This window comes from Nonomuraea sp. NPDC050663, from assembly GCF_044456985.1.
In the GTDB taxonomy this organism is placed as follows: Bacteria; Actinomycetota; Actinomycetes; order Streptosporangiales; family Streptosporangiaceae; genus Nonomuraea.
Map to the genome: position 1 here is coordinate 572,612 of NZ_JBITGL010000001.1, position 25,337 is coordinate 597,948.

Consider the following 25,337-nt stretch of genomic DNA (forward strand, 5'->3'; position numbering starts at 1 on the left):
CTATCTGGAGGGGCACCACTGACGCTAGGAGGAACGGCGGGCGGCCGAATCAGGAGCGCATAGGTAACGTCAGCGCCAGAAATGTGGGTGTTCAGTACAGTTATCGGCATGCTGTTCGGGCGGGACGAAGAGATGACAGCCTTGACCGGCATGCTGGACCGTGCCCGGGGCGGTGAGAGCTCGGCCCTGGTGATCATCGGTCAGCCCGGCATCGGCAAGACGGCCCTGCTCGACTACGCGGCCCAGGCCGCGACAGGCATGCGCGTCCTGCGCGGCACGGCGATCGAGTCGGAGACCGAGCTGCCGTACGCCGCGCTGCACCTGCTGCTCAAGCCGCTGCTGCCGTACGCCGACAAGCTGCCGGAACGGCTGGGCACCGCCCTGCTCGGCGCCTTCGGGCTGGCGCCGGAAGGCGCCGGCGACCCCTTCCTGGTGGGTCTGGCGGTGCTGACCCTGCTGTCGGAGCTGGCCGAGGAGTCACCGCTGCTCTGCCTCGTCGACGACGCCCAGTGGCTGGACCAGGCCTCGTCCGAGGCGTTGTTGTTCGCGGCCAGGCGGCTCGAGGGCGAGGGCATCGTCCTGATCTTCGCCCGCCGCGAGACCGGCCACGAGGCTCCCGTGCGAGGCCTGGCCTCGATGCGGCTGGAAGGCCTCGACCCCCGGTCGGCGGCCGACCTCCTGGAGGCCCAGGGCACCAAGGTCGGCGCGGCGCTCGCGGCGCGCATCCACAGCGAGACCGAGGGCAACCCGCTGGCGCTCATCGAGCTGCCCGCGCTCCTGGCCACCGACTTCGCCAGAGACTCCTACCTGGTCCGTCCCGTCCAGCTCACCGGCCGCGTGCGAGAGGCCTTCCACCAGCAGGTCCGCAGCCTGCCCGAGGCCACGGGCACGCTCATGCTCGTCGCCGCCGCGGGCGGCACCGGCGACCTGTCGGTGCTCCTGCGCGCGGCGGGCAGGCTCGGGGCCGGGGTCGCCGACCTGCACCCGGCGGAGGAACGCGGGCTGGTGAGCATCGACGCCGCCCAGCAGCTCATCTTCCGCCATCCCCTGATCCGGGCGGCGACCTACCACGGCGCCACCACGAGCGCGCGGCTGGCCGTGCACGCGGCGCTCGCGGAGGCGCTCGAAGCACCGGAGCACGCCGACCGGCGCGCCTGGCATCTGGCGTTAGCCGCGACGGGACCCGACGAGCGGGTCGCCGTCGAACTGGAGAAGACCGCCGCCAGAGCCGCCGCCCGCATCGGCCACGCGGCGGCCGCGGCCGCCTACGAGCGGGCGGCGCAGCTCGGCACCGACCACGGCGCGATCGGCCGCCGCCTGACGTTCGCCGCGGAGGCCGCCGTGGCCCACGGCGCGTTCGGCCGGGCCGGCGGCCTGGCCCAGCAGGCGCGAGAGCGCACGTCCGACCCCGTGCTCATCGCCAGGCTCGACCAGATCCGCGCGATCGGCGGCCTGGCCCAGGGCGAGCTGCGCGTCGCCCACGACATCCTCGCCGAGGGCGCCAGATCCATCGCCGAGCTCGCCCCCCAGCGGGCCTTCTGGATGCTGATGGAGGCGCTGCACTGCGCCTGGTTCCTGCCGCTCGACGCGGAACTGCTGGGCGCCAGCATCGACCGGCTCGCCACCCTGGCCCTCGACCCCGACGACCCGCTGCTGGCGCTGGTGTGGCTGCTGCGCTGGGACACCGCCATGGCGCTGGAACGCGACACCGCCGACTTCCCGCCGATCGCCGGGCTCATGGACGCCGCCCGCGGGGCCAGCGGCGCGGGCGGCCAGCGCGGCCTGGTCTCGGCGGCCGGCTGCGCGCTGCTCGTCGCCCAGGACGAGCCCTCCAGGGAGATGGCCTCGACCCTCGTCGAGCAGAGCCGCGCCCAGGGCACCATCACCTGGCTCGCCCCCGGGCTCGCCTACCTGGCCGAGGCCGAGCTGTTCCTCGGCCGTCACCGCGAGGTGCACGTGCACCTCGCGGAGGCGAGCGGCGTCGCCCGCGACACCGGCCAGCTCCAGTGGCTCAACCACATCAACGGCGTGACCGCCTACATCGCCGCCGTCCAGGGCGCGGAGGAGAACTGCCTGGCGCACGTGGAGGAGGCGCTCAGCGGGGCCACCGCGGGCGCCGGTTCCGTGGGCATCGTCTGGGCGCAGTGGGGCCGGGCCATGCTCGACCTCAGCCTCGGCCGCATGGAGGCGGCGCTGACCAGGTTCGAGGAGATGGCGCGCGGGCGCAGGCGGCATCTGATCCCCGGCGTGCGCAGCCTCACCGACCACGTCGAGGCCGCGGTCCGCGCGGGCAGGCCGGAGCTGGCCGCCGAGCCGTACTCCCGCTTCGCCGGCTACGCGCGCCGGATGAACCAGCCCTCGCTCGACGCGCTCGAACGGCGCTGCCTGGCGCTGCGGAGCCCCGACGACGAGGCCGAGCGGCTGTACCTGGAGGCGCTGGCGCTGCACGACGCCGACAGCCGCCAGTTCGAGCACGCCCGCACCCGCCTGCTCTACGGCGAATGGCTGCGGCGTGGCCGCCGCAAGAGCCAGGCCCGCGGGCACCTGGAGGCCGCGCTCGAGGCCTTCACGGCGCTCGGCGCGGCGCCGTGGGCCCAGCGTGCCCGCGCCGAGCTCGCGGCGACCGGCGCCGTCGCCCCGCGCGGGGCCACCGACCTGTTCGCCGACCTCACGCCGCAGGAACTGCAGATCGTCCGGCTGGCCGCGCAGGGCATGTCCAACCGCGACATCGCCGCCCAGCTGTTCCTGAGCCCGAAGACGGTCGCCTACCACCTCTACAAGGCCTATCCCAAGCTCGGCGTCTCCTCCCGGGGTGAGCTCAGCGAGGTGCGGTGACCGACGCGTAGCGCTCGCGCACGGCGGGCTCGGGGCGCCCCTCGTAACGCTCCGACCCGCCCTGCTCCCACTCCGGGGGCTCGGCCTGGCCGCCCAGCAGCCAGGCCGCCTGCCTGGCGGCGCCGTCGGCCACGTACTCCCCGGGCTCCGGCACGATCACCGGGCGCCCGAGGACGGACGGGGCCAGCTCGCGCACGGCCCTGGCCCTGGCGCCGCCGCCGATCAGCAGCACCCGTTCCGGCTGCTGGCCCAGGGCGTCCAGAGCGTCGGCCAGATGACACAGCAGCCCCTCGACGGCCGCGCGCGCCAGATGCGCGGGAGCCGAGGTCCTCAGGGTCAGGCCGTGCAGGGTGCCCGTCGCGTCGGGCAGGTTCGGGGTGCGCTCTCCTTCCAGGTACGGCACCAGCACCAGGCCGTCGGCGCCCGGCGGTGCCTGCAGGGCCAGCTCGCTCACCTCGTCGAGACCGACGCCCAGCATGGCCGCCGCGGCGTCGAGCACCCTGGCCGCGTTGAGCGTGCAGACCAGCGGCAGGAACCGCCCCGTCGCGTCGGCGAAGCCCGCCACGGCTCCGCTCGGGTCGCGGCTGGGCCCGTCGGAGACCGCGAAGGCGGTGCCCGAGGTGCCGATGGAGACGATCACGTCGCCCGGCCTGGCGCCCACCCCGAGCGCGGCGGCCATGTTGTCGCCGGTGCCGGGGGCCACCCGCGAGGCGGCCTCGGCCCGCGGGCCGAGCACCGCCGGAAGGTGCGGCACCCGGCCGAAGGCCGCCTTCAGCAGGTCGGTCCGGTACTCCCCGGTGATCGGCGACCAGTAGCCGGTGCCCGAGGCGTCGCCCCGGTCGGTGGTCAGGCGCTCCAGCGGCAGCGCGGGAGCGTCCTCGGTCAGCGTGCCCGCCTCCAGGGCCCCGGCCAGGCGCCAGGTCAGCCAGTCGTGCGGCAGGCACACCGCGGCGGTGCGCCGGGCGTTGTCCGGTTCGTGCTCGGCCAGCCACCGCAGCTTGGTCACGGTGAAAGACGCCACCGGCACGCTGCCGACCGCGTCCGCCCAGGCCTGGGGGCCGCCCAGCTCGGCGACCAGATCGGTGGCCGCCTGGGCCGAGCGGGTGTCGTTCCAGAGCAGGGCGTCGCGGACGACCTCGCCGGAGGCGTCGAGGCAGACCATGCCGTGCTGCTGCCCGGCCACGGAGATCGCCGCCACGTCATCGAGCCCGCCCGCCTGCCGTACCGCCTCCAGGAAGGCCGTCCACCAGTGGCGCGGATGCACCGACGTGCCCTCCGGGTGAGCGGCCCGGCCCTGCCGTACCAGCGCGCCGGTGTCGGCGTCGCGGACGACGACCTTGCAGCTCTGCGTGGAGGAGTCGACCCCGGCCACCAGGGTCACGAGGCCTCCTTCGTCGGCCTCGCGACAGGGTCGCTGTGCTGATTGATGACCTCGGCAAGCTCGGTCATCGGACGCCCAGCAGGTGCTCGAGGGCGAGCTGGTTGAGCCGGGTGAAGTGGAAGCCGCGCGCGGCCACGGCGTCGATGTCGAAGTCGTCGCCGTCGAGCGAGGCCAGCGTCTCGCCGCGTCCGAGGGTGGGGATCGTCAGGTCGGGCACGCGCGAGGCGGCCAGGGCCTCCTGCACCTCGGGGTCGGCGCGGTACTGCTTGGCCTTCTCCTTGAGGATCAGGTAGGTCCGCATGTTGGCCGCGGCCGAGTCCCACACGTCGCCGACGTCCTCGGTGCGCAGCGGCTTGTAGTCGAAGTGCCGCACGCCCTCGTAGCCGCCGTTCTCCAGCAGGTCGACGAGGAAGAAGGCGCTCTTGACGTCGCCGTGGCCGAAGATCAGGTCCTGGTCGTACTTCGGCCCGTGCTGGCCGTTGAGGTCGATGTGGAAGAGCTTGTCCTGCCAGAGCGCCTGGGAGATGCCGTGCACGAAGTTGAGCCCGGCCATCTGCTCGTGCCCGACCTCGGGGTTGAGCCCGACGAGCTCGGGGTGCTCCAGCTCCTGGATGAAGGCCAGGGCGTGGCCGATGGTCGGCAGGAGGATGTCGCCGCGCGGCTCGTTGGGCTTGGGCTCGATCGCGAAGCGCAGGTTGTATCCCTGGTCGAGCACGTATTGCCCGAGAATGTCGAAGGCCTCCTTGTAGCGGTCGAGCGCGGCGCGCACGTCCTTGGCGGCGTCGGACTCGGCGCCCTCGCGGCCGCCCCAGCAGATGTAGGTGTCGGCGCCGAGCTGGGCGGCCAGGTCGAGGTTGCGCTTGACCTTGCGCAGGGCGTAGCGGCGCACGTCGCGGTCGTTGCTGGTGAACGCGCCGTCCTTGAAGACGGGGTGGGTGAAGAGGTTGGTGGTGGCGGAGGGACACTTCAGGCCGGTGTCGGCCAGGCCCTTGGTGAAGTTGGCGATCGCCAGGTCGCGGTCGGACTCGACGGCGAGCAGGTCGTCGTCGTGGTAGTTCACGCCGTAGGCGCCCAGCTCGGCCAGGCGGTGCAGCGTCTCGACCGGGTCGAGCGCGGGGCGGGTGGCGTCGCCGAAGGGGTCGCGGGCCGGCCAGCCCACGGTCCACAGTCCGAAGGTGAAGCGGTCTTCTGGGCGAGGGGTCAGAGAATTAGTCCACATAATGCACTTAATATTGGAAGGTGACGATGAAGCCGTCAAGACACGACTCGATGCGAGCCAGCAATCTGGCCTTGGTGCTGGGTGAGATCCACCGCCGCGGACCGCTCACGCGCGCCGCCCTCAGCGAGCTCACCGGACTGACCAAGACCACCTGCTCCAAGCTGGTCGGCGACCTCATCGAGGCGGGGCTCGCGGTCGAGAGCGGCGCCCAGCGCGACGGCGAACGCGGCCGCCCCGGCGTCGAGGTACGGCTCAGCGGCGATCGTGTGGCGGCCCTCGGGCTCGAGGTCAACGTCGACTACCTGGCCGTGTGCGTCGTGGACCTGACCGGCGAGGTGCGCCTGCGCCGCCAGGTGCACGTCGACAACCGCGGCTCCCGCCCCGGCAGCGCCCTCGCCGACCTGAGGGACCTCGCCGAGGCGGCCGTCGCCGAGAGCGGCCTGTCCATCGCCGGAGCCGCGCTCGCCGTCCCCGGCCCCGTCCACGACGGTGTCCTGCGGCACGCGCCCCACCTCGGCTGGCACGACGTGCACGTCGACCTCGGGATGCCGCTGACCGTCGACAACGAGGCCAACCTGGCCGCCCTCGGCGAGTTGTGGTTCGGGTCGGGGGCGCGCGACTTCCTCTACGTCTCCGGCGAGATCGGCATCGGCGCCGGCCTGGTCGTCGACGGCGCGCTGTTCCGAGGGGCGTACGGCTTCGCGGGCGAACTGGGGCACGTCGTCGTCTTCCCCGACGGCCCCGGCTGCCGGTGCGGCGCGCGGGGCTGCCTGGAGGTGTACGCCGGGCAGGAGGCGCTGCAGGGGGCCTCGTCCATGGAGCAGGCGGGGGAGGCGCTCGGGCTGGCACTCGCCTCGGCGGTGCACCTGGTGGACCCGGGAAGGATCATCCTCGGCGGCGTCTTCGCACCGCTCTTCCCGCAGTTGAAGGAGCCGGTGGGGCGGGTGTTGTCGGCCCGGCTCGGCGGGATGCGGACACCGCCGTCGCTGGGGGTGTCGGAGCTGGGCTCCGACGCGGCGATCCTGGGCGCGGCGGGCCATGTGATCCGCCAGGTGATCATCGATCCCGACAAAACGGTCAAACAACTCTAAAGTTCGCCTTAAGGTTTCCTGTTTCGTGAGCGAGAGGGAGACCGGTGAGAAAGAGATCGCTGATCGCGGTCATGGTGATGGTCGCATCGTTGACGGCCGTCCCGGCGTGGGCAGAGAATCCGCCGACGCTGCCCGCAGAGGCCACCCCGACGCCCAGTCCGGTCTCCACCCTGACGCCGACGCCGACGCCGACGCCGACGCCGACGCCGACGCCGATGCCGACGCTGGTCCGCCCGGTCATCGGCGAGGTCTCGGTCCCGGCCGAGGTGGAATCCGAGGCACGTTTCCGCTTCACCTTCACGGTGGAGAGCGAAGTCGAGGTGACCAGGGTGACCGCCAGCCTCTTCGGTCCCACGGTCTCCGCGACCAGGATCGACGGCGACGCTTTCGCGGGCACCTACGAGGCGGAGCTCGTCGCCCCCTCCACCCTGACGGTCAGCCGGCCCGCCTTCCGTGTCTGGGCCTACGATGCGACCGGCATGAGTGGCTCGCGGCTTACCCGGATCACCGTGACACCGCACGCCGCGCCGACGATCGAGGATGTCCGGGTGACGCCCACCGAGCTCGCGATGCCCGGTGAGGTGACGATGGAGGCGAGAATACGAACCGCCTGGCCGGAGGGCCTGGTCGTGTACGCCTGGATCGGCACCAAGGTCGTGGATCTGGAACTGGCGGAGGGCAGCGCGGGCGACGGCCTGTACCGGGGCGTCTGGAAGCCGTCCGCGCCGGGTGAGTACACGGTCACGTTCGATGTTCGGGCCAAGGCCGTCCCGACGGCCAACCACACGTACCCCGCCCCGCTGCTGGTCAGGCCGGAGCCGGTCGCCATACCCGTCTTCGACGAGCCCGTCGTGACCGGATCGAGAGAGCCGGGGCTGCCCATCACCGTGCGGACCAGGGCCACCAGCACCAGCACCGGCGGGGTGAGCCACATCCAGGCGACCTACTACGACGGCAACGGCTACGACCACACCGCGGTTCTGGGACGGATCTCCGGCACCCCGCAGGACGGCGTCTACGAGGCGACGTTCGACGTGCCCAGCAATCTTTTCGGCTCGATGAAGCTGGTGATCAACGCGTGGGACAGGACCGGGGGCCGAGCCTCGGTGGATCAGGTGCTGAACCTCGCCCAGAGCACCCGGCCACGGGCGACGGAATTCAAGGTTCCCTCCGCGGTGAAGTGGGGGGACAAGGCGGTCATCGAGGCCAGGGTGTGGGCTCCCAAGGGGGTCGTGTCCGTCCACCTGAAGGACATCGACAGCACTCTCGACCTGCCGATGACGCGCGTCTCCGGCGACCTCTACCGAACGGAGTTCACCATCCCCCGGGGCGCCAAGGGCTGGCGGCTCTACCCGGTGATCACCGACACGCTCAGCCGTCAGGGCGGCGCACAGTTCCAGGAGCTCAAGGCCCTGCCTGCTTCCGAGGCCAAGGTGACCTCGGTGAGGCCGCCCGCTTCGGTCGTCGTGGACGCTGACGGCACCTGGGTCACCGTGGACGCCGTGGTCGCCGGCCCGGTCGCCAGGGTGACGTGCTCAAGCAAGGGCAGCACCCTGACCAAGGTCGCGACGGGTCGTTACCGCGGCAGGTGCCTCGTCCCCGCCTCCGCGAGAACCGGCTACCGGATCAGCGTCACCGCGACCGACCCGGGGGCGCTGACGCACTCCCTGAGCTCCGCACCCCTCACGGTGAAGCTGACCACCGGCATCTCCGGCTTCAACGCCAGCCCCGAGCCGGTGCGCAGGTGGAAGAGCATCGCCGTGAGCGGCAGGCTCATGACGGTCGGAGGACCGCTCAAGCGCGGCAGGGTCGTCATCCAGTTCCGTCCCGCGGGCGGCTCGTCCTACCGGACCGTGGCCACCGTGACCAGCTCCGACTCAGGGGTGTTCCGCAAGGCTCTCATGGCCGTGCGCTCCGGCACCTGGCGGGCGCTCTACAACGGAGACGCGGGCCATGTCGCGGCCCGCCCGGTCGCCGACGCCGTCAAGGTACGGTGACCCGTTCGGCCCCCGCGTAGACGTTGCACCGCTCGTCGCGCAGGAAGCCGACGAGCGTCATGCCGAACTCCCTGGCCAGCTCCACCGCCAGGGAACTGGGCGCGGAGACCGCGCAGACCATGGCGATCCCGGCGGCCAGCGCCTTCTGCATGATCTCGTAGCTGCTGCGCCCGCTGACCATCAGCACGTGGTCGGAGAGCGGCAGCACATGCTGGAGCGCCGCCCAGCCGACCACCTTGTCGACCGCGTTGTGTCTGCCGACGTCTTCGCGCACGGTCAGGAGCTCGCCCTGCGCGGTGAAGAGTCCCGCGCCGTGCAGCCCGCCGGTCCTGCCGAAGACGCCCTGGGCCTGGCGGAGCTTGCCGGGCAGCCCGTAGAGCGTGGCGGCGGTGACCCGCAGGGAGGAGTCGAGCCTGACGCAGCGGTGGTGGAGCGCTTCGAGGCTGGCAGAGCCGCAGACGCCGCATGCGCTGGAGGTGAGGAAGTGGCGTTCGAGGGCCGGCAACTCGGGGAGCGGGCCGGGGACGCGGACGGTGACGGTGTTGTAGCGGGCCTCGGGCGGCACGTCGTCGTCGGTGCAGTAGGCGATCGCCTCGATGTCGCCCGCGAGGCCCTCGCCGTGCAGGAACCCGGCGGCCAGCTCGAAGTCGTGGCCGGGGGTGCGCATCGTGATGGCCACGGTGCGGCGTTCCGGGGGGCTGGCCAGGCGGATCTCCAGGGGCTCCTCGGTGGCCAGGTCGTCGCGGCGGTCGCGGGCGCTCTGGCCGGACAGGGCCAGCACGCGGGTGCGGGTCGTGGGACCGGGGCGGACGGTCACGGCGAGAGCTTCCGCAGGGTGACGACGGCGTTGTAGTCGGGGATCTTGGCGTCGGGGGAGCGGCGCGCCTCGTCGAGCAGCACGTTGCCCTCGGGCCAGTGGATCTGCAGGTTGCCGGGCACCAGAGGGGCGCGCAGGATGCGGCCGGTGAAGGTGCGCGCGCCGTTCGACAGCTCGACGGGAGAGCCGTCGGGCAGGCCGAGACGGTCGGCGTCGTAGGGGCTGATCAGGACGGCCTCGCGGGTGGCGCCGTTGAAGCCGTCGAGGCGCTCGTGGACCATGCTGTTGAACTGCTTGCCGCGCCGGGTGGCCACGGAGAAGGCGCCGTCGGGGCGCCGCAGCTCTGGCACCGGCACGGCGGAGAAGCGGCCGAGCCCGTCGGGCGTCTGGAAGCGGCCGTCGGCGAACAGGTGCCGCCCGCCGTACTGCACGTTGTCGCCGAACTTCCGCAGGGCGGAGATGCCCTCGTAGAACGGGACGGCGCGTTCGATGTCGTCGCGGATCTGCGGGGTGCCGGTGTAGCGCAGGTCGGCGTCGGGCCGCACGAGCGAGGCGAGCTCGGTGAAGATCTTCCACTCGGGCCAGGCCTCGCCGACGCGCGGGCCCTCGATCTCGGGGGAGAAGATGACGCGCCGCTCGGTGGAGGTCTCGGTGACGCCGCCGACCATCTCGTAGCGGGTCTGGGCGGGCAGCAGCAGCACCTCGCCCTCACTCGGGACCAGCATCTGGGAGCTGAGCACGATGTCGATGTGGACGCGCAGCCCGAGCCTGGACAGGGCCTCGCGGCAGTAGGCGGGGTCGGGCAGCACCTCGAGGAAGTTGCCGCCGCTGGAGACGAGGGCGTCGAGCTCGCCGGTGTGGGCGGCGTCGATCATCTCGGTCGCGGTCAGGCCGGGGGAGCCGGGGACCTCGAATCCCCACAGACCGGAGAACTTCGCGGCGTTCTCGGGAGTGATCGGCAACCCGCCCGGCAGCCCGGTGGCGTAGGCGCCCATCTCCGCCCCGCCCTGGACGCCGCTGTGCCCGCGGATGGGCATCAGCCCGCACCGGTCGCGCCCCACGAACCCGCGGGCCAGCGCCAGGTTGACGATGGACCGCACGTTGTCCTCGCCGAAGGAGTGCTGGGTGATGCCCATCGACCAGACGAAGACGGCCGACTTCGCCTCGCCGAGAAGCCTGGCCAGGTGCAGCATCTCGGCCCGGGTGGAGCCCGACAGCGCTTCGAGCTCCTCCCAGCTCTGCTCGGCCAGCGCCTGCCGTACGGACTCGAAACCGCTGGTGCGGGAGTCGACGAAGGCCTTGTCGATCCAGTCGTTCTCGACGAGGTGCTTCAGCACGCCGTTGAGGAAGCCGATGTCGCCGCCGACGTTGACGCCGAAGAACTCATCGGTGATCTTGGTGCCGAACAGCGCCGACTCCGCGTTCGACGGCACCCAGTACTTCTCCATGCCCGGCTCGCGATAGCTGTTGACCATCGCGATCCTGGTGCCGGCCTTCTTGGCGTGGAAGAGGTACTTCATCGCCACCGGCTGGTTGTTCGACGGGTTCGAGCCGATGAAGACGATCAGGTCGGAGCCGATCCAGTCGGTGTAGGAGCAGGTCGTCGCGGCGGCGCCGATGGTCTGCTTCAGCGCCACGGTCGAGGGCGAGTGGCAGATGCGCGCGGCGTTGTCGATGTTGTTGGTGCCCATCGCGCGCACGGCCTTCTGCGCGGCGAAGTAGTTCTCGTTCGGCATGCCGCGGCTGGTCAGGTAGGCGCCGAAGCGCGCACCGCGCAGGCCGTCGGCGGCCACGCGCAGGGCCTGCTCCCACGACAGCCGGGTGAAGCCCGGCTCGCCCGCGCGCCTGATCATGGGGTACGGCAGGCGCCCCAGGTCGCGCAGCTCCGCCGACTTCTTGCCGGCCAGCCCGGAGACGTCGGCCAGGAGGCGGTGGTCGAGCGCAGGCATGGTGTTCAGCGGCAGCAGGCGCAGCCGGATGTTGCACAGGTGGATCTCGTCCATGGTCCAGTCGCGCATGCCCATCGTGCCGAGCGCGCACCCGTCGCAGGTGCCCTGGTTGAGGATGCGCCAGGCGAATCTCCTGTTGCCCTTGACGGCCTTGAAGGCCTTCCAGAGCTCCAGGTAGTTGTTGGGTTTGCGCAGGCCCAGGCCGAAAGGTCGCCACGAGGCCCAGTTGCGCGGATCAGGACGTTTGCTCACATAACCATCTTCTCTCGCGTGCCGAGCCGGGGCGACAACGCCTCCGGCACCCTAAGGTTGAAACGTGTCCGACTCCCGCTACACCGATCTCGACCGGCCGCCGCTGTCGCAGGCGGCCCTGACGCGCGCCCTCATCCGCCCCGGCGGCCTGTGGACCGGCCTGACGGTGGTGGACCGGACGGCTTCGACCAACTCCGATCTCATGCAGTCGGCGCGCGGCGGCTCGCCGGAGGGCATGGTGCTGGTCGCGGAGATGCAGTTCGCCGGCAAGGGGCGGCTGGGGCGCACCTGGACCGCTCCACCGCGCTCCGGCCTGGCGTTCTCGGTGCTGCTGCGCCCGCGCGTGCCCCCCCAGCGTCAGGGGTGGCTGCCGCTGCTGTTCGGCGTGGCGGCGGCCTCGGCGGTGCGCCGGCTGGCCGAGCTCGACGTGCGCCTGAAGTGGCCCAACGACCTGCTCGTCGGCGATCGCAAGCTGGCCGGCATCCTGGCCGAGCGCTCCGACGACGCCGTGATCGTGGGCATGGGGCTCAACGTGTCGATGCGCGAGAACGAGCTGCCCGTGCCGACCGCGACCTCGCTCGGCATCGAGCTGGCAGGGCGCAAGCTCGACCGCGAGCGCACCTCGGGGCTCGACCGCGAGCCGCTGCTCAGGGAGATCCTGCGTGAGGTCGAGGCGCACTACCGCGAGTGGGTGGCTGCCGAGGGCGACGCCGACCGGTCCGGGCTGCGCGCCGCCTACCAGGCGGTCAGCGCCACGATCGGCCGCGAGATCCGCGTGGAGCTGCCCGGCGAGCGCATGCTGACCGGCGTGGCCACCGGGGTCGACCGCAACGGCCATCTCGAGGTCGACGACAAGCACACGCTGAGCGCGGGAGACGTCGTTCACGTCCGGTGACCGTCTGGTCGTGAGTGTGAGGCTCCGTCATGATTGCTCCCAACGGAGCGATCATCTGGAGCCCCCATGGACACAACCGGCCCGTTAGCCCCCTCCGCCCTCGCCGAGCCCGAGCGCCCGGTCAGGGGAGGGTGGATCGCCGCCTGGACCGCGGCGCTGTTCGGCATGTACGCCGCCTACTACGGCATCGCCCAGATCGTCCTGCCCAAGCAGGCCGACGAGCTGTTCGGCGACGGTGGCAAGGTCTCCCAGATCGCCTGGGCGACCGGGATCTCGGCGCTCGTCACGGTCGTGGTGGTCCTGCTCGTGGGCATGCTCTCCGACCGCACGACGGCCGCGCGGGGCAGGCGCCAGATCTGGGTGCTGGCCGGGGCGGTCGTCGCGGCGCTGGCGCTGGCGGGCCAGGGGCTGGTGACCGGCGCCCTGGCGTTCGTGGCGGTCTGGGGGCTGGCCAACGCCGGCATCTCGGCCATGACCGCCGCGCTCTCGGCGGCCGTGCCCGACGAGGTCCCGGTCAACCAGCGGGCGTTCGTCTCGGCGTTCATGGGCATCTCGGTCTCCGCCGGGCCGCTCGTCGGCGTCGCGCTGGTGGCGCTGGTCGTCACCGACGTGCTGCCCGGCTACCTGGCGCTGGCGGGGCTGCTGTTGGTGCTGGCCCTGCCGTACGGCCTGGGCACGCGCGGGACGCGGCTGCACCCGCATGAGAGGCCGCGCGCCTCGGCGGGCGACTTCCTCAGGGGCATCGTGGCGCCGCTGCGGCACGCGGACTTCGCCTGGGCCTGGTCGGGGCGCTTCTTCATCCAGCTCTCCAACGCGCTGGCCCAGGTGTTCCTCTTCTACTACCTGCAGGATTTCCTGAAATATCCGGACCCGGAGATCGGCACCTTCATCCTCACCGCCATCTACGCCGCCGGCGTGTGCGCCGTCGCCATCCCCGCCGGGCGCATCTCCGACCGCACACTCAAGCGCAAGCGCATGGTGTGGATCGCCTCCGCCCTCCAGGGCGCCACCGGGCTGATCTTCGGCTTCGTCCCCGTCTTCGAGGCCACCATGGTCGGCGCGCTGCTGCTGGGCATCGGCTACGGCGCCTACGCGGCCGTGGACCAGGCCCTCATCACCCAGGTGCTGCCCAGGCCCGAGGACCGCGGCAAGGACCTGGGCGTCATCGGCATCGCCAACGTGCTGCCCTACGCCGCCACCGGGCTCATCGGCGGTATCGTCATCGAGGCGTTCGGCTACCCGACCCTGATGGTGCTCGTCCTGGTCACCGGCCTGATCGCCGCGGCCACCGTGGCGCCGATCAAGAGCGTGCAGTGACGCCGGTCATCCAGGTCGCGGGACGCGGCGGCGTTTCCCGTGGCCGACGTCCCCCGCGGCTCCTGCGCTGAGCAGTACATTTCACCCATGACACTCCCCGACCATCACTTGACCCAGGGCGAGCGGCGCATCCGTGCGTTCCACCCGCACTGGAAACGGCTCGTGGGGCCGTTCCTCGCGCTGATCCTCATCGCGCTCGCGGCGGGCGCCGGTCTGTACTTCATCCCGGGCGACTGGGAGTACTCCACCTACGCGCGCCTCGCCGTCGGCGTGGTCGCGCTCATCCTCCTGACGGTCTGGTCGTTCGTGCCGTACCTGCAGTGGAAGAACACCGGCTACGTGCTCACCACGCACCGCTTCACGATCAGCACCGGCGTGCTCAATAAGTCGACGGACGAGATCCCGATGACGAAGGTGAACACGGTCAGCTCCGACCAGAGCTTCTTCGAGCGCATCCTCGGCTGCGGCACCCTGACCGTGGAGTCGGCGGGGGAGAAGGGCCAGATGCTGCTCAAGGACATCCCCGAGATCCAGGATGTGCGCGCCGAGCTGTTCCGATTGGTTGAAGACGCCTCAGACGGTGATATCTCCCAGCATGACTAGGCCGACGGCCGAGGAGATCGAGCGGCTGTTCGTCGGCCCCGCCGCCGGCTACACGCGGCTGCAGGTCGCGGAGGCGGCCGGGGTCTCCTCGGCGCTGGCAGAGCGCCTGTGGCGTGCCCTCGGCTTCGCCAGCCCGACCGACGACGAGGTCGTCTTCACCGAGGCCGACGTGGCGACCCTGCGCAGGGTGCGGACCATGCTCGACACCGGACTGCTCGACGAGGCGACCGCCATCCGCATGGCCCGTGCCCTGGGCCAGACCACCGCCAGGCTGGCCCAGTGGCAGGCGGAGATCATGATCGGCGCCCTGCTCCCCGCCGACCCCTCCGACGCCGACCTCGAACGGGTCCTGATGGCGGCGGAGAAACTGCTGCCCGACTTCGAGCAGGTGCTCGTGCACGTGTGGCGGGCCCAGCTGGCCGCCGCCGGGACCCGGCTGCTGACGATGGCGGACCTGACCGACGAGACCGTGCCCACCCGCGCCACGCTCGTGGTCGGCTTCGCCGACCTGGTCTCCTTCACCCGTCGATCCCGCGAGCTGGGCGAGGACGAGCTGGCCGAGCTCGTCGAGGGCTTCGAGTCGCGGGCGGCCGACGTGATCGCCGCCCACGGCGCCCGGCTGGTCAAGACCCTCGGCGACGAGGTGCTGTTCACCGCCGCCGACCCCGAGCAGGCGGCGCGCGTCGCGATGGAGCTCGTCGGCGACGACATGCGGATCGGCCTGGCCTACGGTCCCGTCCTGCCGATGCTGGGCGACGTCTTCGGCACCACGGTCAACCTCGCCTCGCGCCTGACCGCGCTGGCGCGGCCGGGCACCATCCTGCTCGACTCCGGCCTCGCCGAGGCTCTCACGGGCTTTCGGCTGGTCAGGCTCAGACGCCGGTCGCTGCGCGGGCTGGGATTCGTCCAGCCATTCGTCTTGCGGCGATGACCCACGTGATCCACGATGGCTGGCATGCCGTACGAAGTCCAAGGCGTCATCGCGCGTGGCAAGGGTGAGGCAGTATCCGTCGAGACCGTCCTGGTCCCCGATCCCGGGCCAGGCGAAGCGGTCGTGAACATCAAGGCGTGCGGCGTGTGCCACACGGACCTGCACTACCGCGAAGGCGGTATCAACGACGACTTCCCGTTCCTGCTCGGCCATGAGGCGGCCGGCGTGGTCGAGGCGGTCGGTCCCGGCGTCACCGGGCTGGAGCCCGGCGACTACGTGATCCTCAACTGGCGGGCCGTGTGCGGCCAGTGCCGTGCCTGCCTGCGCGGTCGGCCCTGGTACTGCTTCGCCACGCACAACGCCGCGCAGAAGATGACCCTGATCGACGGCACGGAGCTCAGCCCGGCCCTCGGGATCGGCGCCTTCGCCGAGAAGACCCTCGTCCACGCGGGGCAGTGCACCCGCGTGCAGGTCGAGGCTCCCGCCGAGGTCGCCGGCCTGCTCGGGTGCGGCGTGATGGCGGGCATCGGCGCGGCCGTCAACACCGGGGCGGTGACCCGCGGCGACACCGTCGCGGTCATCGGCTGCGGGGGCGTCGGCGACGCGGCGATCCTCGGCTCGTCGCTGGCGGGCGCCTCGAAGATCATCGCGGTCGACGTGGACGACAGGAAGCTGGAGTGGGCGCGCGGCTTCGGCGCCACCCACACGGTCAACTCCCGCTCGGCCGACCCGGTCGAGGCGATCCGCGAGCTCACCGGCGGCTTCGGCGCCGACGTCGTCATCGAGGCGGTCGGCAGGGTCGAGACCTACAAGCAGGCCTTCTACGCCCGCGACCTGGCGGGGACCGTGGTCCTGGTCGGCGTCCCGACGCCGGAGATGACGCTGGACCTGCCGCTGCTCGACGTCTTCGGCCGCGGCGGCTCGCTGAAGTCGTCGTGGTACGGCGACTGCCTGCCCTCGCGTGACTTCCCGATGCTCATCGACCTGTTCCTGCAGAACCGCCTGCCGCTCGACAAGTTCGTCTCCGAGACGATCGCGCTCGACTCGGTCGAGGAGGCGTTCGCCAAGATGCACCGCGGCGAGGTGCTGCGCTCGGTGGTGCTGCTTTGATCGACCGCGTCATCACTTCGGGGACCTTCTCGCTCGACGGCGGCACCTGGGAGGTCGACAACAACGTCTGGCTCGTCGGCGACGGGCGCGAGGTGATCGTCATCGACGCCGCCCACTCGGCCGACGCCATCGCCGAGCGAGTGGGCGGGCGCGCAGTGCGGGCGATCGTGTGCACGCACGCGCACAACGACCACATCAACGCCGCCGCCGAGCTGGCCCGCCTGACCGGCGCCCCGATCCGGCTGCACCCCGCCGACCAGGTGCTGTGGGAGATGGAGTACGGCACGGCGGTGCCGTACGAAGACCTCGGCGACGGCGAGACGCTGAAGGCCGGCGGCGTCGCGCTGACGGTGCTGCACACCCCGGGCCACTCGCCGGGCGCGGTCTGCCTGTACGCGCCGGAGCTCGGCGCGGTCTTCACCGGCGACACGCTCTTCCAGGGCGGTCCTGGCGCCACGGGCCGGTCGTACTCCTCGCGGGAGACCATCGTGGAGTCGATCCGGACCAGGTTGCTGACCCTGCCGGCCTCGACGGTGGTGCACACCGGGCACGGGGATTCGACCACGATCGGGGCCGAGGTACCCAACGTGTCTGACTGAACACGTTACGCCACGGGGGAATGTCCTCTCCTGGGAGGTTCATGCCTGTGTCGTCCATCACATAGGCAAGCCTTACCAATGTGAGGTACCTTAGGAGAGCCTTACCTATGGATCGAGAGGGCTTCCCCCGTGGCGTACGTGTGTGTCTGTCGTGCAGTGACCGAAGGTGAGGTCCACAACTGCATCGCCGCAGGTGCGAAGTCCGCCAAGCAGATCCGCGACACCACCGGCGCCGGTGGCGACTGTGCCTCTTGCGTCAGGAAGATCTGTGCGATGCTGAAGCGGTCTGAAGACGTTGTTCCGATCGCACAGCACAAGGAGCCCGTTGATGCAGGGCGACAAGCAGATTATCGAGCTGCTTAACGAACAGCTCACCGCGGAACTGACCGCGATCAACCAGTACTTCCTGCATGCCAAGATGCAGGAGAACTGGGGCTACACCAAGCTCGCGAAGTACACGCGTGAAGAGTCGATCGACGAGATGCGTCACGCCGAGCGTCTCACCGACCGCATTCTGTTCCTGGAAGGGCTGCCCAATTACCAGCGGCTGGGCACGCTGCACATCGGGCAGACCGTCGAGGAGCAGTTGAAGGCCGACCTCGAGGTCGAGCTGAACGTGGTGGCACGGCTCAAGCCGGGCATCCAGTTGATGCGCGAGAAGGGCGACATCACCTCGGCGCGCCTGTTCGAGGACATCCTCGAGGACGAAGAGCACCACATCGACTACCTCGAGACCGAACTGTCGCTCATCCAGAGCCTCGGTGAGCAGCTCTACCTGGCACGTTACGCCGAGCCTCCCTCGGCTGACTGATCTTGCTATTGCGCGACACGCCCGCCGAGAGAACAACCGGCGGGCGTGTCGCATTTGTGCCACGGCCGGTTTTCCTTAAGGGCTAGGAGTTCGCGGTTATTTAACCCCGACTAACCGACATTTATCTGCGTTTGCCCAGGTCAATGGATAGGTCAACGACAAGTCAAACCGTGCGCTGCAGCCGGGAAACGATCGCTTAAGGTCCTACGATCGCTTCATGACCAGCGTACTTCTCGCCGAGGATGACGCCTCGATCTCGGAGCCGCTCGCTCGCGCCCTGCGCCGCGAGGGCTACCAGGTCGAGGTGACTCCCGACGGCCCCCAGGCCCTGGAGCGGGCTCTTTCTGGTGGGATCGACCTCATCGTGCTCGACCTGGGCCTGCCCGAGATGGATGGCCTGGAGGTCGCCCGCCGCATTCGCGCCGAGGGACACGGCACCCCGGTGCTCATCCTCACCGCCCGCGTCGATGAGGTCGACACCGTGGTCGGCCTCGACGCCGGCGCCGACGACTACGTCACCAAGCCCTTCCGCCTGGCCGAGCTGCTCGCCCGCGTCCGGGCGCTGCTGCGGCGCGGCACCTCCGAGACCCCCGTGGTCCAGGGTGTGCGCATCGACGCCGACTCGCGCCGCGCCTGGATGGGCGACAAGGAACTGCACCTGACCACCAAGGAGTTCGACCTGCTGCGCGTCCTGGTACGCGACGCGGGCAAGGTGGTCACGCGCGAGCAGATCATGCGCGAGGTGTGGGACACCAACTGGTGGGGCTCCACCAAGACGCTCGACATGCACATCTCGTGGTTGCGCCGCAAGCTGGGCGACGACGCCGCCAAGCCCCGTTACATCACCACCGTTCGGGGAGTCGGCTTCCGGTTCGAGCGCGAGTAGGCGATGCGGCGTCGCCTGCTCTCCTCCACGCTGGTCGTCGCGGTCATCGCGGTATTGCTGCTCGGAGTGCCGCTCGGCATCGTCGTCAGCCGCCTGATCGTGGACGAGGCCGCCGCGGAGCTGCAAGGAGAGGCCAACCGCCTGGTGCAGGAGGTCGGCTACGCGCAGATCCAGGATGCCCCGATCGACCCAGAGCAGATCGAGCAGAACTACCCGGACCGCTACATCCAGATCTACACCACCGGCAATCCCCCCAAAGCTCTGATCATCGGCACCGAGGTGTCGTCCGATCAGGCCATGTGGGAGGACGCCAAGTCCGACGACGGCATCTACGTCCGCGTGACCAGAGACCGGGGTGAGGTCGAGGCGGACGTTCGTGCCCGCCTCCTGCTCATCGTGGCGCTGGCCGCCGCGGCCCTGGCCGTGGCGGTGGGGCTGGCCATCGTGCAGTCGCGGCGGCTCACCCTGCCCCTGCAGGACCTGGCCAAGATCGCCGAGCGGCTGGGTTCGGGTGACGCCCGGCCCAGCAAACACCGCTACGGCATCGCCGAACTCGACCGGGTGGCCGAGGTTCTCGACCGCAGCGCCTCGCGGATCTCCGACCTGCTCACCCGCGAACGCGAGTTCGCCACCGACGCCTCCCACCAGCTGCGCACCCCGCTCACGGGGCTCACCATGCGGCTGGAGGAGATCGTGGCAGCCTCCGACCAGCCCGTCATCGTGCGGGAGGAGGGCGAGGCCGCCATCGTGCAGGCCGAACGGCTCACCGCGGTCATCGACGAGCTCCTGGCCGCCGCCCGGCGCCAGCGTCATGCCCAGGCCGAGCCGATGTCGGTCGACGAGATCCTCATCCAGCAGATCACCGAGTGGGAACCCGCCTTCCGGCGGGCCGGGCGCGGGCTGCTGCTCGAAGGTTCGCGCGGCCTGCGGGCCCTGGCCACCGAGGGCGGCTTCGGCCAGGTCGTGGCGACGCTGCTGGAGAACTCCCTGCGCCACGGCGGGGGAGTGGTCACGGTCACCACCAACCTCAGCGACAACTACGTCGTGATCGAGGTCGCCGACCAGGGCTCGGGCATCCCCGACGAGCTGGCCCCGAAGGTCTTCGAGCGCAACGTGAGCGGGGGAGGCGGAACCGGGCTCGGGCTCACCCTGGCACGAGCGCTGGCCGCCGCCGACGGCGGGCGCCTGGAGTTGATACGGCGCAAGCCGGCGGTGTTCGCGTTGTTCCTGCGCCCGGCCAACGAGCGCAACCGGGTGGTTACCGGTCCTGCTTGACGCCGGGCAGCTCGGTGGGGATCGGCTCTGTGGCCTCGAGGAAGACCCAGCGCCGGTAGGACCAGAAGCGGAACAGCGTGCCGAAGCCGGTGCCCACCAGGGAGGCGATGTTGTTGGCCAGCAGGCTGTTGTAGCCGAGCGTGTACTTGCTGAAGCCCAGGCAGAGGACTTCGATCAGCAGGCCGATGCCGTTGAGCATGAAGAAGAGCAGGTATTCGCGGCCCAGGCCGTTCTGCTCGCGGTTGCGGTAGGTCCAGTGGCGGTTGCCGAAGTAGGCGAAGGTGGTGGCCACCACGGTGGCGATGACCGCCGCGGTCACGGTGCCTTCCGTGCCCCACCACAACCACAGGAGGTTGCGAACTCCGTAGTTGATCACGAAGGCGATCAGCCCGATCGTGCCGAACTTGGCCAGTTCGAGGACCATGCCGCGGATCCGCTGGTAGGCGCGTCTGAGAAGCTGCACGTCTCCTGCACGATCCTTTCCTGGGCAACCCGACACGACCTTCCCAGACTACCGGCGCCCGTGTGAGCTCGGGGTCGGGGGAGGCTTCATCACCTTCGCACAAAGTGCGCTCCCCCAAATATCGTTCTATGAACGGAAATGTCGTAGACACCCCGTTACGCTGGCGTGGCCGATCGAGCTCCGGGAGCCCCTCGTGCCGCGACGACCGTTCGCCCTGCTGCTCGGCCTCTGCCTGGTCACGGCGTGTGGAAGCGCGCCCGCGGCCCAGGGGACCCCGGCGGTGGCCTCGCCCTCGCCGGGAAGGGCCGACACCGTCGCCGCCGAAGCCGCCTTCGGCCTGCTCGGGCAGCTCGACGAGGCCTGGCGCACGCTCGACTGCGCCGCGGTCGAACACTTCACCACCTGGGCGGAGAACGTGCTGGGCGGTCGTGCCTGCGAGGCGACCCGGAACGACCGCCCGGCATCCCCGCCCGGACGCCCGCCCTCGTCGGACTCCAAGGCGCCCGATCTGGGGGAGTACTCCGCGCCCGAGTTCTTCCTGCCCGCCGAGGACGACTGGTTCGCCGCCCTGGCCACCAAGCCGTCACCCGCCTACTTCGTCTTCGTCCGCGAGGACGGGAGCTGGCGCCTGGCCGCGGGGCCGATCCCGCTCGTCGACGAGGCGCCGTCGCTCGCCTCCGACGTCACCCCCGCCCCGCAGACCGCGGTCAAGGCGCGCCTGGTCCCCCAGCGGCACGTCACCTACCTCACCGACCCCGCGGGCGTCAGCGGCGTGCGCTTCCCCTCGGGCGACCCGGTCAGGGACCTGTTCTCCGCGACCACCGAGAAGCAGGCCGACGTGAAGCTCGTCCCCGGACCCACCCGGGCCCTGGCCCTGGCCGACGGCGCGATGCTCGTCTTCCACGCCTTGGAGATCGACGCGTCGGACCACGCCGTCCTGGCCACCAGGATCACCCCCGGCAACAAGCTGTCGACCGTCGCCATCCGCCAGACCTCCGTGGGCTGAGCTACGCCTCCGCCTCCAGCCGGACGCAGCAGTGTCCGGCCTCGGGCTACGCCTCCGCCTCCAGCCGGACGCAGCAGTGTCCGGCCTCGGGCTGCAGCCTGGCGGTCAGGCCGGTGTCGCCGATCCCGTCGAGCAGGCCGCTGAGCAGGCACAGGTTCATGCCGCACACCAGCGCGGTGTGCTGCTGGGCCAGAGCGTGGAACGGGCAGTTGCCCAGGATGATCGTGCTCCCGTCGGCGCGGGGCTCGAAGCCGTGGCGTTCCAGCACCTCCACGGCGGTGGCGTGGTCGGAGCGTGCCGCGCGCCCCAGGTCGCGCCCGAGTTCGCCCGCGAGCCGTTCGAGCACGACGCGCGGCGAGACGCCGGTGTCGTCGGCCTCCTGGACGGCGGCGGCCAGCAACTGCCCGGCCAGCTCGTACTCCCGTCCTGGCAGCGACACGGCGATCGACCGGGACGAGCGGCGGTACAGCTTGGAGGGGCGCCCGGCTCCCGGGCCGCTACGCCCTGAGCGCCGCTCGTGGACGACCTCCAGCAGCCCCTGGGCGGCCAGCCGGTCCAGGTGGAAGACCACGGTGCTGCGCGGGAGGCCGAGCGCCTCGGCCGCCTCGTCGCGGCTGACCGGACCGTGCTGCCGCACGACGAAGTCGTACAGCTCCCGGCGGGTGGGCTCGTCGAGAGCGGCGAGGGCCGCGATGTCAGAGGCCTGCATCTCTAAAAACCACTCCTATTGAAGAAATCTATTTTACGTTCTAACGTTAACACCGGCCATCTATAGAAGGAGGAACGATGGCTACGACGCAATCCTCCGGCCGGACCCTCATGGCCGACCCCGGATACCAGGCCTTCATGATCCTTCGGGTGGCCTTCACCGCGGCGCCCGTGCTCTTCGGCCTCGACAAGTTCCTCAACCTGGCCACCGACTGGCCGCGCTACCTGGCGCCGTGGATCGACGGGATCGTGCCCGGCAGCGCGCAGACGGCCATGTACGGCGTCGGCGTCATCGAGATCGTCGCCGGAATCCTGGTCGCCGTGGTGCCCAGGTACGGCGGGCTCATCGTCGCCGCCTGGCTGACCGGCATCATCGTCAACCTGCTAACCATCCCCGGCTTCTACGACGTGGCGCTGCGCGACGTCGGGCTGCTGGCCGGAGCGTTGGCACTGTCCCGGCTCGCCACGGCCTTCCACCGTCGCGGGCACACCGCCTAGCCTGCCGGGGGCAGGGCGCCGGCGGCCCGATCGACGCCGGCGCCCTTGGTAAGCTCAGGACACGTGAGCACCCCAGTAGTCGGCATCGTCGGCGCAGGCCAGCTGGCCAGGATGACCCAACCACCGGCGATCGCACTCGGCGTCGAGCTGCGCGTGCTGGCCAACTCCCACGACGAGGGCGCCGCCAAGGTGATCGTCGACACCCGGATCGGCGACTACAAGGCGCTGGCCGACCTCCAGGAGTTCGCCAAGGGCTGCGACGCGATCACCTTCGACCACGAGCACGTCCCCACCGACCACATCAGGGCGCTGGTGGCCGAGGGCGTCAACGTGCACCCGGGCGCCGACGCCCTGGTGCACGCCCAGGACAAGGCGGTGATGCGCGAGCGCCTGACCGCGATCGGCGCGCCCTGCCCGGCCTGGAGCCGCGTCACGACCGCCGACGACGTCGAGAGCTTCGCGCGGGAGCACGGCTGGCCGGTGGTGCTCAAGGCGGTGCGCGGCGGATACGACGGCCGCGGGGTCTGGGTCGTGCGCTCGGCCAAGGAGGCACGCGAGACCGTCGCCACCGGCGTCGAGCTGATGGCCGAGGCGTTCGTGCCGTTCCAGCGCGAGCTCGCGGTGCTCGTCGCCCGCTCGCCCCACGGCCAGGGCGTGAGCTACCCGGTGGTGGAGACCGTCCAGGAAGACGGCATCTGCGTCGAGGTCATCGCGCCCGCCCCGGCGATCGACCCCGAGGACTCCGCGCAGGCGCAGCGCATCGCGCTGAAGATCGCCAACGAGCTGGGCGTGACCGGGCTGCTGGCCGTCGAGATGTTCGAGACCGAGAACGGCCTGGTCGTCAACGAGCTGGCCATGAGGCCGCACAACTCCGGCCACTGGACCATCGAGGGCGCCCGCACCTCCCAGTTCGAGCAGCACCTGAGGGCCGTGCTCGACCTGCCGCTCGGCTCGCCCACGCTGACCGCCAAGTGGGTCGTGATGGTCAACCTGCTGGGCGGCGACGAGCCCGACATCTTCAAACGCTACGAGCACGTGATGGCCCACGACCCGGGCGTCAAGGTGCACTTCTACGGCAAGGACGTACGGCCGGGACGGAAGATCGGCCACGTCACCGCCCTCGGCGACGACCTCGACACCGTCCGCGCCAAGGCCAGGCACGCGGCCGTCTACCTGACCTCTGGGGAGTACACATGATCGGCATCGTCATGGGCAGCGACTCCGACTGGCCCGTCATGAAGCTCGCCGCCGAGGCGGTGGCCGAGTTCGGCCTGCCGTTCGAGGCCGACGTGGTCTCGGCGCACCGCATGCCCGCCGAGATGATCGAGTACGGCAGGCAGGCCGCCTCCCGGGGCGTCAAGGTGATCATCGCGGGCGCCGGTGGGGCCGCGCACCTGCCCGGCATGCTCGCCAGCGTGACGCCGCTGCCGGTCATCGGCGTCCCCGTCCCGCTGAAGTACCTCGACGGCATGGACTCCCTGATGTCGATCGTCCAGATGCCCGCCGGCGTGCCGGTGGCGACGATGGCGATCGGCGGCGCCAGGAACGCGGGCCTGCTGGCCGTACGAATCCTGGCCGCCACCGACGAGGCGCTGCGCGAGCGCGTCGTCGAGTTCCAGGACGACCTGCGCCGCCAGGCGTATGCCAAGGGCGACAAACTTCGCGAAGAGGCCGCCAAGCTGACCCTCGGCTGATCGGGCCCGCCTTCACTACGCTCAGCGCGTGGACGCAGACAAGCAGCACGCCGAGCGCGTGCGCAGGGCCGATCCGCTCGTCGCCGTCACCGACCAGCTGCCCGCCCTCGGCCAGGGCGAGCAGCTGGTCGAGGTGAAGGGCGCCGTGGGCGTGGGCGCGGTCAGCCGTACCGACCCCGGGTCGCTGAACGCGACCTGGGGACCTCTCGTCAAGTACACGCTCCAGCCCAGGGTCGCCACAGCTGCGGCCTTCGGCGACCTGCTCGACAAATGGCAGGCCGGGATCGGCGCGAGAGGCGACGACCACGCGCTGTCGGTCACCTGGCCCTCCCGCGACACCTCCACCGTCCTGGCCCTGGCCAGGCGCGGATTCGCGCCGACGTCGGTCGTCGCCGTCCGTACGGCGGGGCGCACGCCGGGACGGCCCACCCCCCTCGCCGACGGCTACGACGTGCGCCGGGCGGTGCCGTCCGACCTGGAACGCATGAGCGTCCTGTACGAACAGCTCGTCGCCTACGAGGCCCAGTTCGGATGGTTGCGGCTGCGGCCCTCCACGGCCAGGGGGCTGCGCGGGCACCTGGGCGAGCTGCTGAACGCCCCCGAGTCGTGGTGCTGGGTGGCCGAGCGCGACGGGCACGTCGCCGGGATGATGACCGTCGAGCCGCCCTCCGCCGCGGGCTGGATCGCCTCGCTCACCACCGCGTCGCCCGTCGCCTACCTGGGCCTGGCCTTCCTCGACCCGGCGCTGCGCGGCGTCGGGGTGGCCGACGCGATGGCCGCCCGGGTGGGCGCGCACCTCGACGCGTCGGGTGTGGCCGCGACGCTGCTGCACTACCAGGTGGCCAACCCGATGTCCGGCCCGTTCTGGGCGCGGCAGGGGTACCGGCCCCTGCTGACGACGTGGGGCAGACACCTGGCCGCCGGGTGAGGCTCCGGACCCGCTGACCGGTCGCGTGTCGGCGGCCCGCCCCGCACACCGGCCGGCCGTCTCCCTGGACGG

At 71.1% G+C, this 25,337-nt stretch carries 24 protein-coding genes; 18 read left to right on the forward strand and 6 right to left on the reverse strand.

Going from position 1 to position 25,337, the window contains the following annotated elements; genetic code table 11:
* Positions 1–108 precede the first annotated feature (108 nt).
* Entirely contained in the window at positions 109–2,835 is a 2,727-nt protein-coding gene (locus tag ACIBH1_RS02830) for an ATP-binding protein (RefSeq protein ID WP_397311833.1), read from the forward strand.
* On the opposite strand, the gene ACIBH1_RS02835 is transcribed toward ACIBH1_RS02830, so the two are convergent.
* Positions 2,819–4,216, reverse strand: a complete 1,398-nt coding sequence (locus tag ACIBH1_RS02835; protein WP_397311834.1) for a xylulokinase — start codon at positions 4,214–4,216, stop codon at positions 2,819–2,821. The genes ACIBH1_RS02830 and ACIBH1_RS02835 overlap by 17 nt on opposite strands.
* Before the next feature lie 64 nt (positions 4,217–4,280).
* A complete protein-coding gene (xylA, locus tag ACIBH1_RS02840) occupies positions 4,281–5,435 on the reverse strand; it encodes a xylose isomerase (protein WP_397311835.1) in 1,155 nt (384 codons plus the stop codon).
* A gap of 50 nt (positions 5,436–5,485) precedes the next feature.
* On the opposite strand from xylA, the gene ACIBH1_RS02845 reads away from it, so the two are divergent.
* Both ACIBH1_RS02845 and ACIBH1_RS02850 read left to right on the forward strand, forming a co-directional pair.
* Positions 5,486–6,526: an ROK family protein gene (locus ACIBH1_RS02845; RefSeq protein WP_397311836.1), complete on the forward strand. Its 1,041-nt coding sequence runs from the start codon at positions 5,486–5,488 to the stop codon at positions 6,524–6,526.
* A gap of 44 nt (positions 6,527–6,570) precedes the next feature.
* Complete coding sequence (locus ACIBH1_RS02850; protein ID WP_397311837.1) at positions 6,571–8,523, forward strand: hypothetical protein; 1,953 nt, start codon at positions 6,571–6,573, stop codon at positions 8,521–8,523.
* Here the strand turns inward: ACIBH1_RS02850 and fdhD are convergent.
* Together fdhD and ACIBH1_RS02860 are read right to left on the reverse strand one after the other, a co-directional pair.
* Positions 8,510–9,340 carry a formate dehydrogenase accessory sulfurtransferase FdhD gene (fdhD, locus tag ACIBH1_RS02855; protein ID WP_397311838.1) on the reverse strand — a complete coding sequence of 277 codons (831 nt, stop codon included), beginning with the start codon at positions 9,338–9,340 and terminating at the stop codon, positions 8,510–8,512. The two genes, ACIBH1_RS02850 and fdhD, sit on opposite strands and share 14 nt — an antisense overlap.
* Positions 9,337–11,541, reverse strand: coding sequence for an FdhF/YdeP family oxidoreductase (locus ACIBH1_RS02860; RefSeq protein ID WP_397311839.1), 2,205 nt, complete (start codon positions 11,539–11,541; stop codon positions 9,337–9,339). The genes fdhD and ACIBH1_RS02860 overlap by 4 nt, the downstream gene beginning before the upstream one ends.
* A gap of 64 nt (positions 11,542–11,605) precedes the next feature.
* Here ACIBH1_RS02860 and ACIBH1_RS02865 point away from each other — a divergent pair, with 64 nt between their 5' ends.
* The 10 genes from ACIBH1_RS02865 to ACIBH1_RS02910 all read left to right on the forward strand — a co-directional run bounded on the left by ACIBH1_RS02865 (position 11,606) and on the right by ACIBH1_RS02910 (position 19,968).
* A complete protein-coding gene (locus tag ACIBH1_RS02865) occupies positions 11,606–12,436 on the forward strand; it encodes a biotin--[acetyl-CoA-carboxylase] ligase (protein ID WP_397311840.1) in 831 nt (276 codons plus the stop codon).
* 66 nt (positions 12,437–12,502) lie between these two features.
* Positions 12,503–13,753: an MFS transporter gene (locus ACIBH1_RS02870; RefSeq protein WP_397311841.1), complete on the forward strand. Its 1,251-nt coding sequence runs from the start codon at positions 12,503–12,505 to the stop codon at positions 13,751–13,753.
* A gap of 87 nt (positions 13,754–13,840) precedes the next feature.
* On the forward strand, positions 13,841–14,356 hold the full coding sequence (locus ACIBH1_RS02875; RefSeq protein ID WP_397311842.1) for a PH domain-containing protein: 516 nt from the start codon (positions 13,841–13,843) through the stop codon (positions 14,354–14,356).
* Positions 14,349–15,287 carry an adenylate/guanylate cyclase domain-containing protein gene (locus tag ACIBH1_RS02880; protein WP_397311843.1) on the forward strand — a complete coding sequence of 313 codons (939 nt, stop codon included), beginning with the start codon at positions 14,349–14,351 and terminating at the stop codon, positions 15,285–15,287. The genes ACIBH1_RS02875 and ACIBH1_RS02880 overlap by 8 nt, the downstream gene beginning before the upstream one ends.
* Before the next feature lie 24 nt (positions 15,288–15,311).
* Positions 15,312–16,397: an S-(hydroxymethyl)mycothiol dehydrogenase gene (locus tag ACIBH1_RS02885; RefSeq protein ID WP_397311844.1), complete on the forward strand. Its 1,086-nt coding sequence runs from the start codon at positions 15,312–15,314 to the stop codon at positions 16,395–16,397.
* A complete protein-coding gene (locus ACIBH1_RS02890; RefSeq protein ID WP_397311845.1) occupies positions 16,394–16,996 on the forward strand; it encodes an MBL fold metallo-hydrolase in 603 nt (200 codons plus the stop codon). Before ACIBH1_RS02885 ends, ACIBH1_RS02890 begins: the two co-directional genes overlap by 4 nt.
* Positions 16,997–17,134: 138 nt before the next feature.
* On the forward strand, positions 17,135–17,359 hold the full coding sequence (locus ACIBH1_RS02895) for a bacterioferritin-associated ferredoxin (RefSeq protein ID WP_397312183.1): 225 nt from the start codon (positions 17,135–17,137) through the stop codon (positions 17,357–17,359).
* Positions 17,325–17,807, forward strand: a complete 483-nt coding sequence (gene bfr / locus ACIBH1_RS02900; protein ID WP_397311846.1) for a bacterioferritin — start codon at positions 17,325–17,327, stop codon at positions 17,805–17,807. Before ACIBH1_RS02895 ends, bfr begins: the two co-directional genes overlap by 35 nt.
* A 217-nt stretch (positions 17,808–18,024) precedes the next feature.
* Positions 18,025–18,693, forward strand: a complete 669-nt coding sequence (locus tag ACIBH1_RS02905; protein ID WP_084963617.1) for a response regulator transcription factor — start codon at positions 18,025–18,027, stop codon at positions 18,691–18,693.
* 3 nt (positions 18,694–18,696) lie between these two features.
* A complete protein-coding gene (locus ACIBH1_RS02910) occupies positions 18,697–19,968 on the forward strand; it encodes an ATP-binding protein (RefSeq protein ID WP_397311847.1) in 1,272 nt (423 codons plus the stop codon).
* On the opposite strand, the gene ACIBH1_RS02915 is transcribed toward ACIBH1_RS02910, so the two are convergent.
* Positions 19,952–20,431: a GtrA family protein gene (locus tag ACIBH1_RS02915; protein ID WP_397311848.1), complete on the reverse strand. Its 480-nt coding sequence runs from the start codon at positions 20,429–20,431 to the stop codon at positions 19,952–19,954. The genes ACIBH1_RS02910 and ACIBH1_RS02915 overlap by 17 nt on opposite strands.
* A gap of 193 nt (positions 20,432–20,624) precedes the next feature.
* On the opposite strand from ACIBH1_RS02915, the gene ACIBH1_RS02920 reads away from it, so the two are divergent.
* A complete protein-coding gene (locus ACIBH1_RS02920) occupies positions 20,625–21,437 on the forward strand; it encodes a hypothetical protein (protein ID WP_397311849.1) in 813 nt (270 codons plus the stop codon).
* 46 nt (positions 21,438–21,483) lie between these two features.
* On the opposite strand, the gene ACIBH1_RS02925 is transcribed toward ACIBH1_RS02920, so the two are convergent.
* On the reverse strand, positions 21,484–22,146 hold the full coding sequence (locus ACIBH1_RS02925) for a helix-turn-helix transcriptional regulator (RefSeq protein WP_397311850.1): 663 nt from the start codon (positions 22,144–22,146) through the stop codon (positions 21,484–21,486).
* A gap of 77 nt (positions 22,147–22,223) precedes the next feature.
* Between ACIBH1_RS02925 and ACIBH1_RS02930 the strand changes: the two genes are divergently transcribed.
* From ACIBH1_RS02930 to ACIBH1_RS02945, 4 genes are all read left to right on the forward strand, one after another.
* The gene (locus ACIBH1_RS02930; protein ID WP_397311851.1) at positions 22,224–22,643 is read left to right on the forward strand and encodes a hypothetical protein; all 420 of its coding nucleotides are present in this window, start codon (positions 22,224–22,226) and stop codon (positions 22,641–22,643) included.
* Positions 22,644–22,706: 63 nt separating this feature from the next.
* Positions 22,707–23,840 carry a 5-(carboxyamino)imidazole ribonucleotide synthase gene (locus tag ACIBH1_RS02935; protein ID WP_397311852.1) on the forward strand — a complete coding sequence of 378 codons (1,134 nt, stop codon included), beginning with the start codon at positions 22,707–22,709 and terminating at the stop codon, positions 23,838–23,840.
* Entirely contained in the window at positions 23,837–24,337 is a 501-nt protein-coding gene (gene purE / locus ACIBH1_RS02940; RefSeq protein WP_181611337.1) for a 5-(carboxyamino)imidazole ribonucleotide mutase, read from the forward strand. The genes ACIBH1_RS02935 and purE overlap by 4 nt, the downstream gene beginning before the upstream one ends.
* A 28-nt stretch (positions 24,338–24,365) precedes the next feature.
* Positions 24,366–25,265 carry a GNAT family N-acetyltransferase gene (locus ACIBH1_RS02945; RefSeq protein WP_397311853.1) on the forward strand — a complete coding sequence of 300 codons (900 nt, stop codon included), beginning with the start codon at positions 24,366–24,368 and terminating at the stop codon, positions 25,263–25,265.
* Positions 25,266–25,337: the final 72 nt, after the last annotated feature.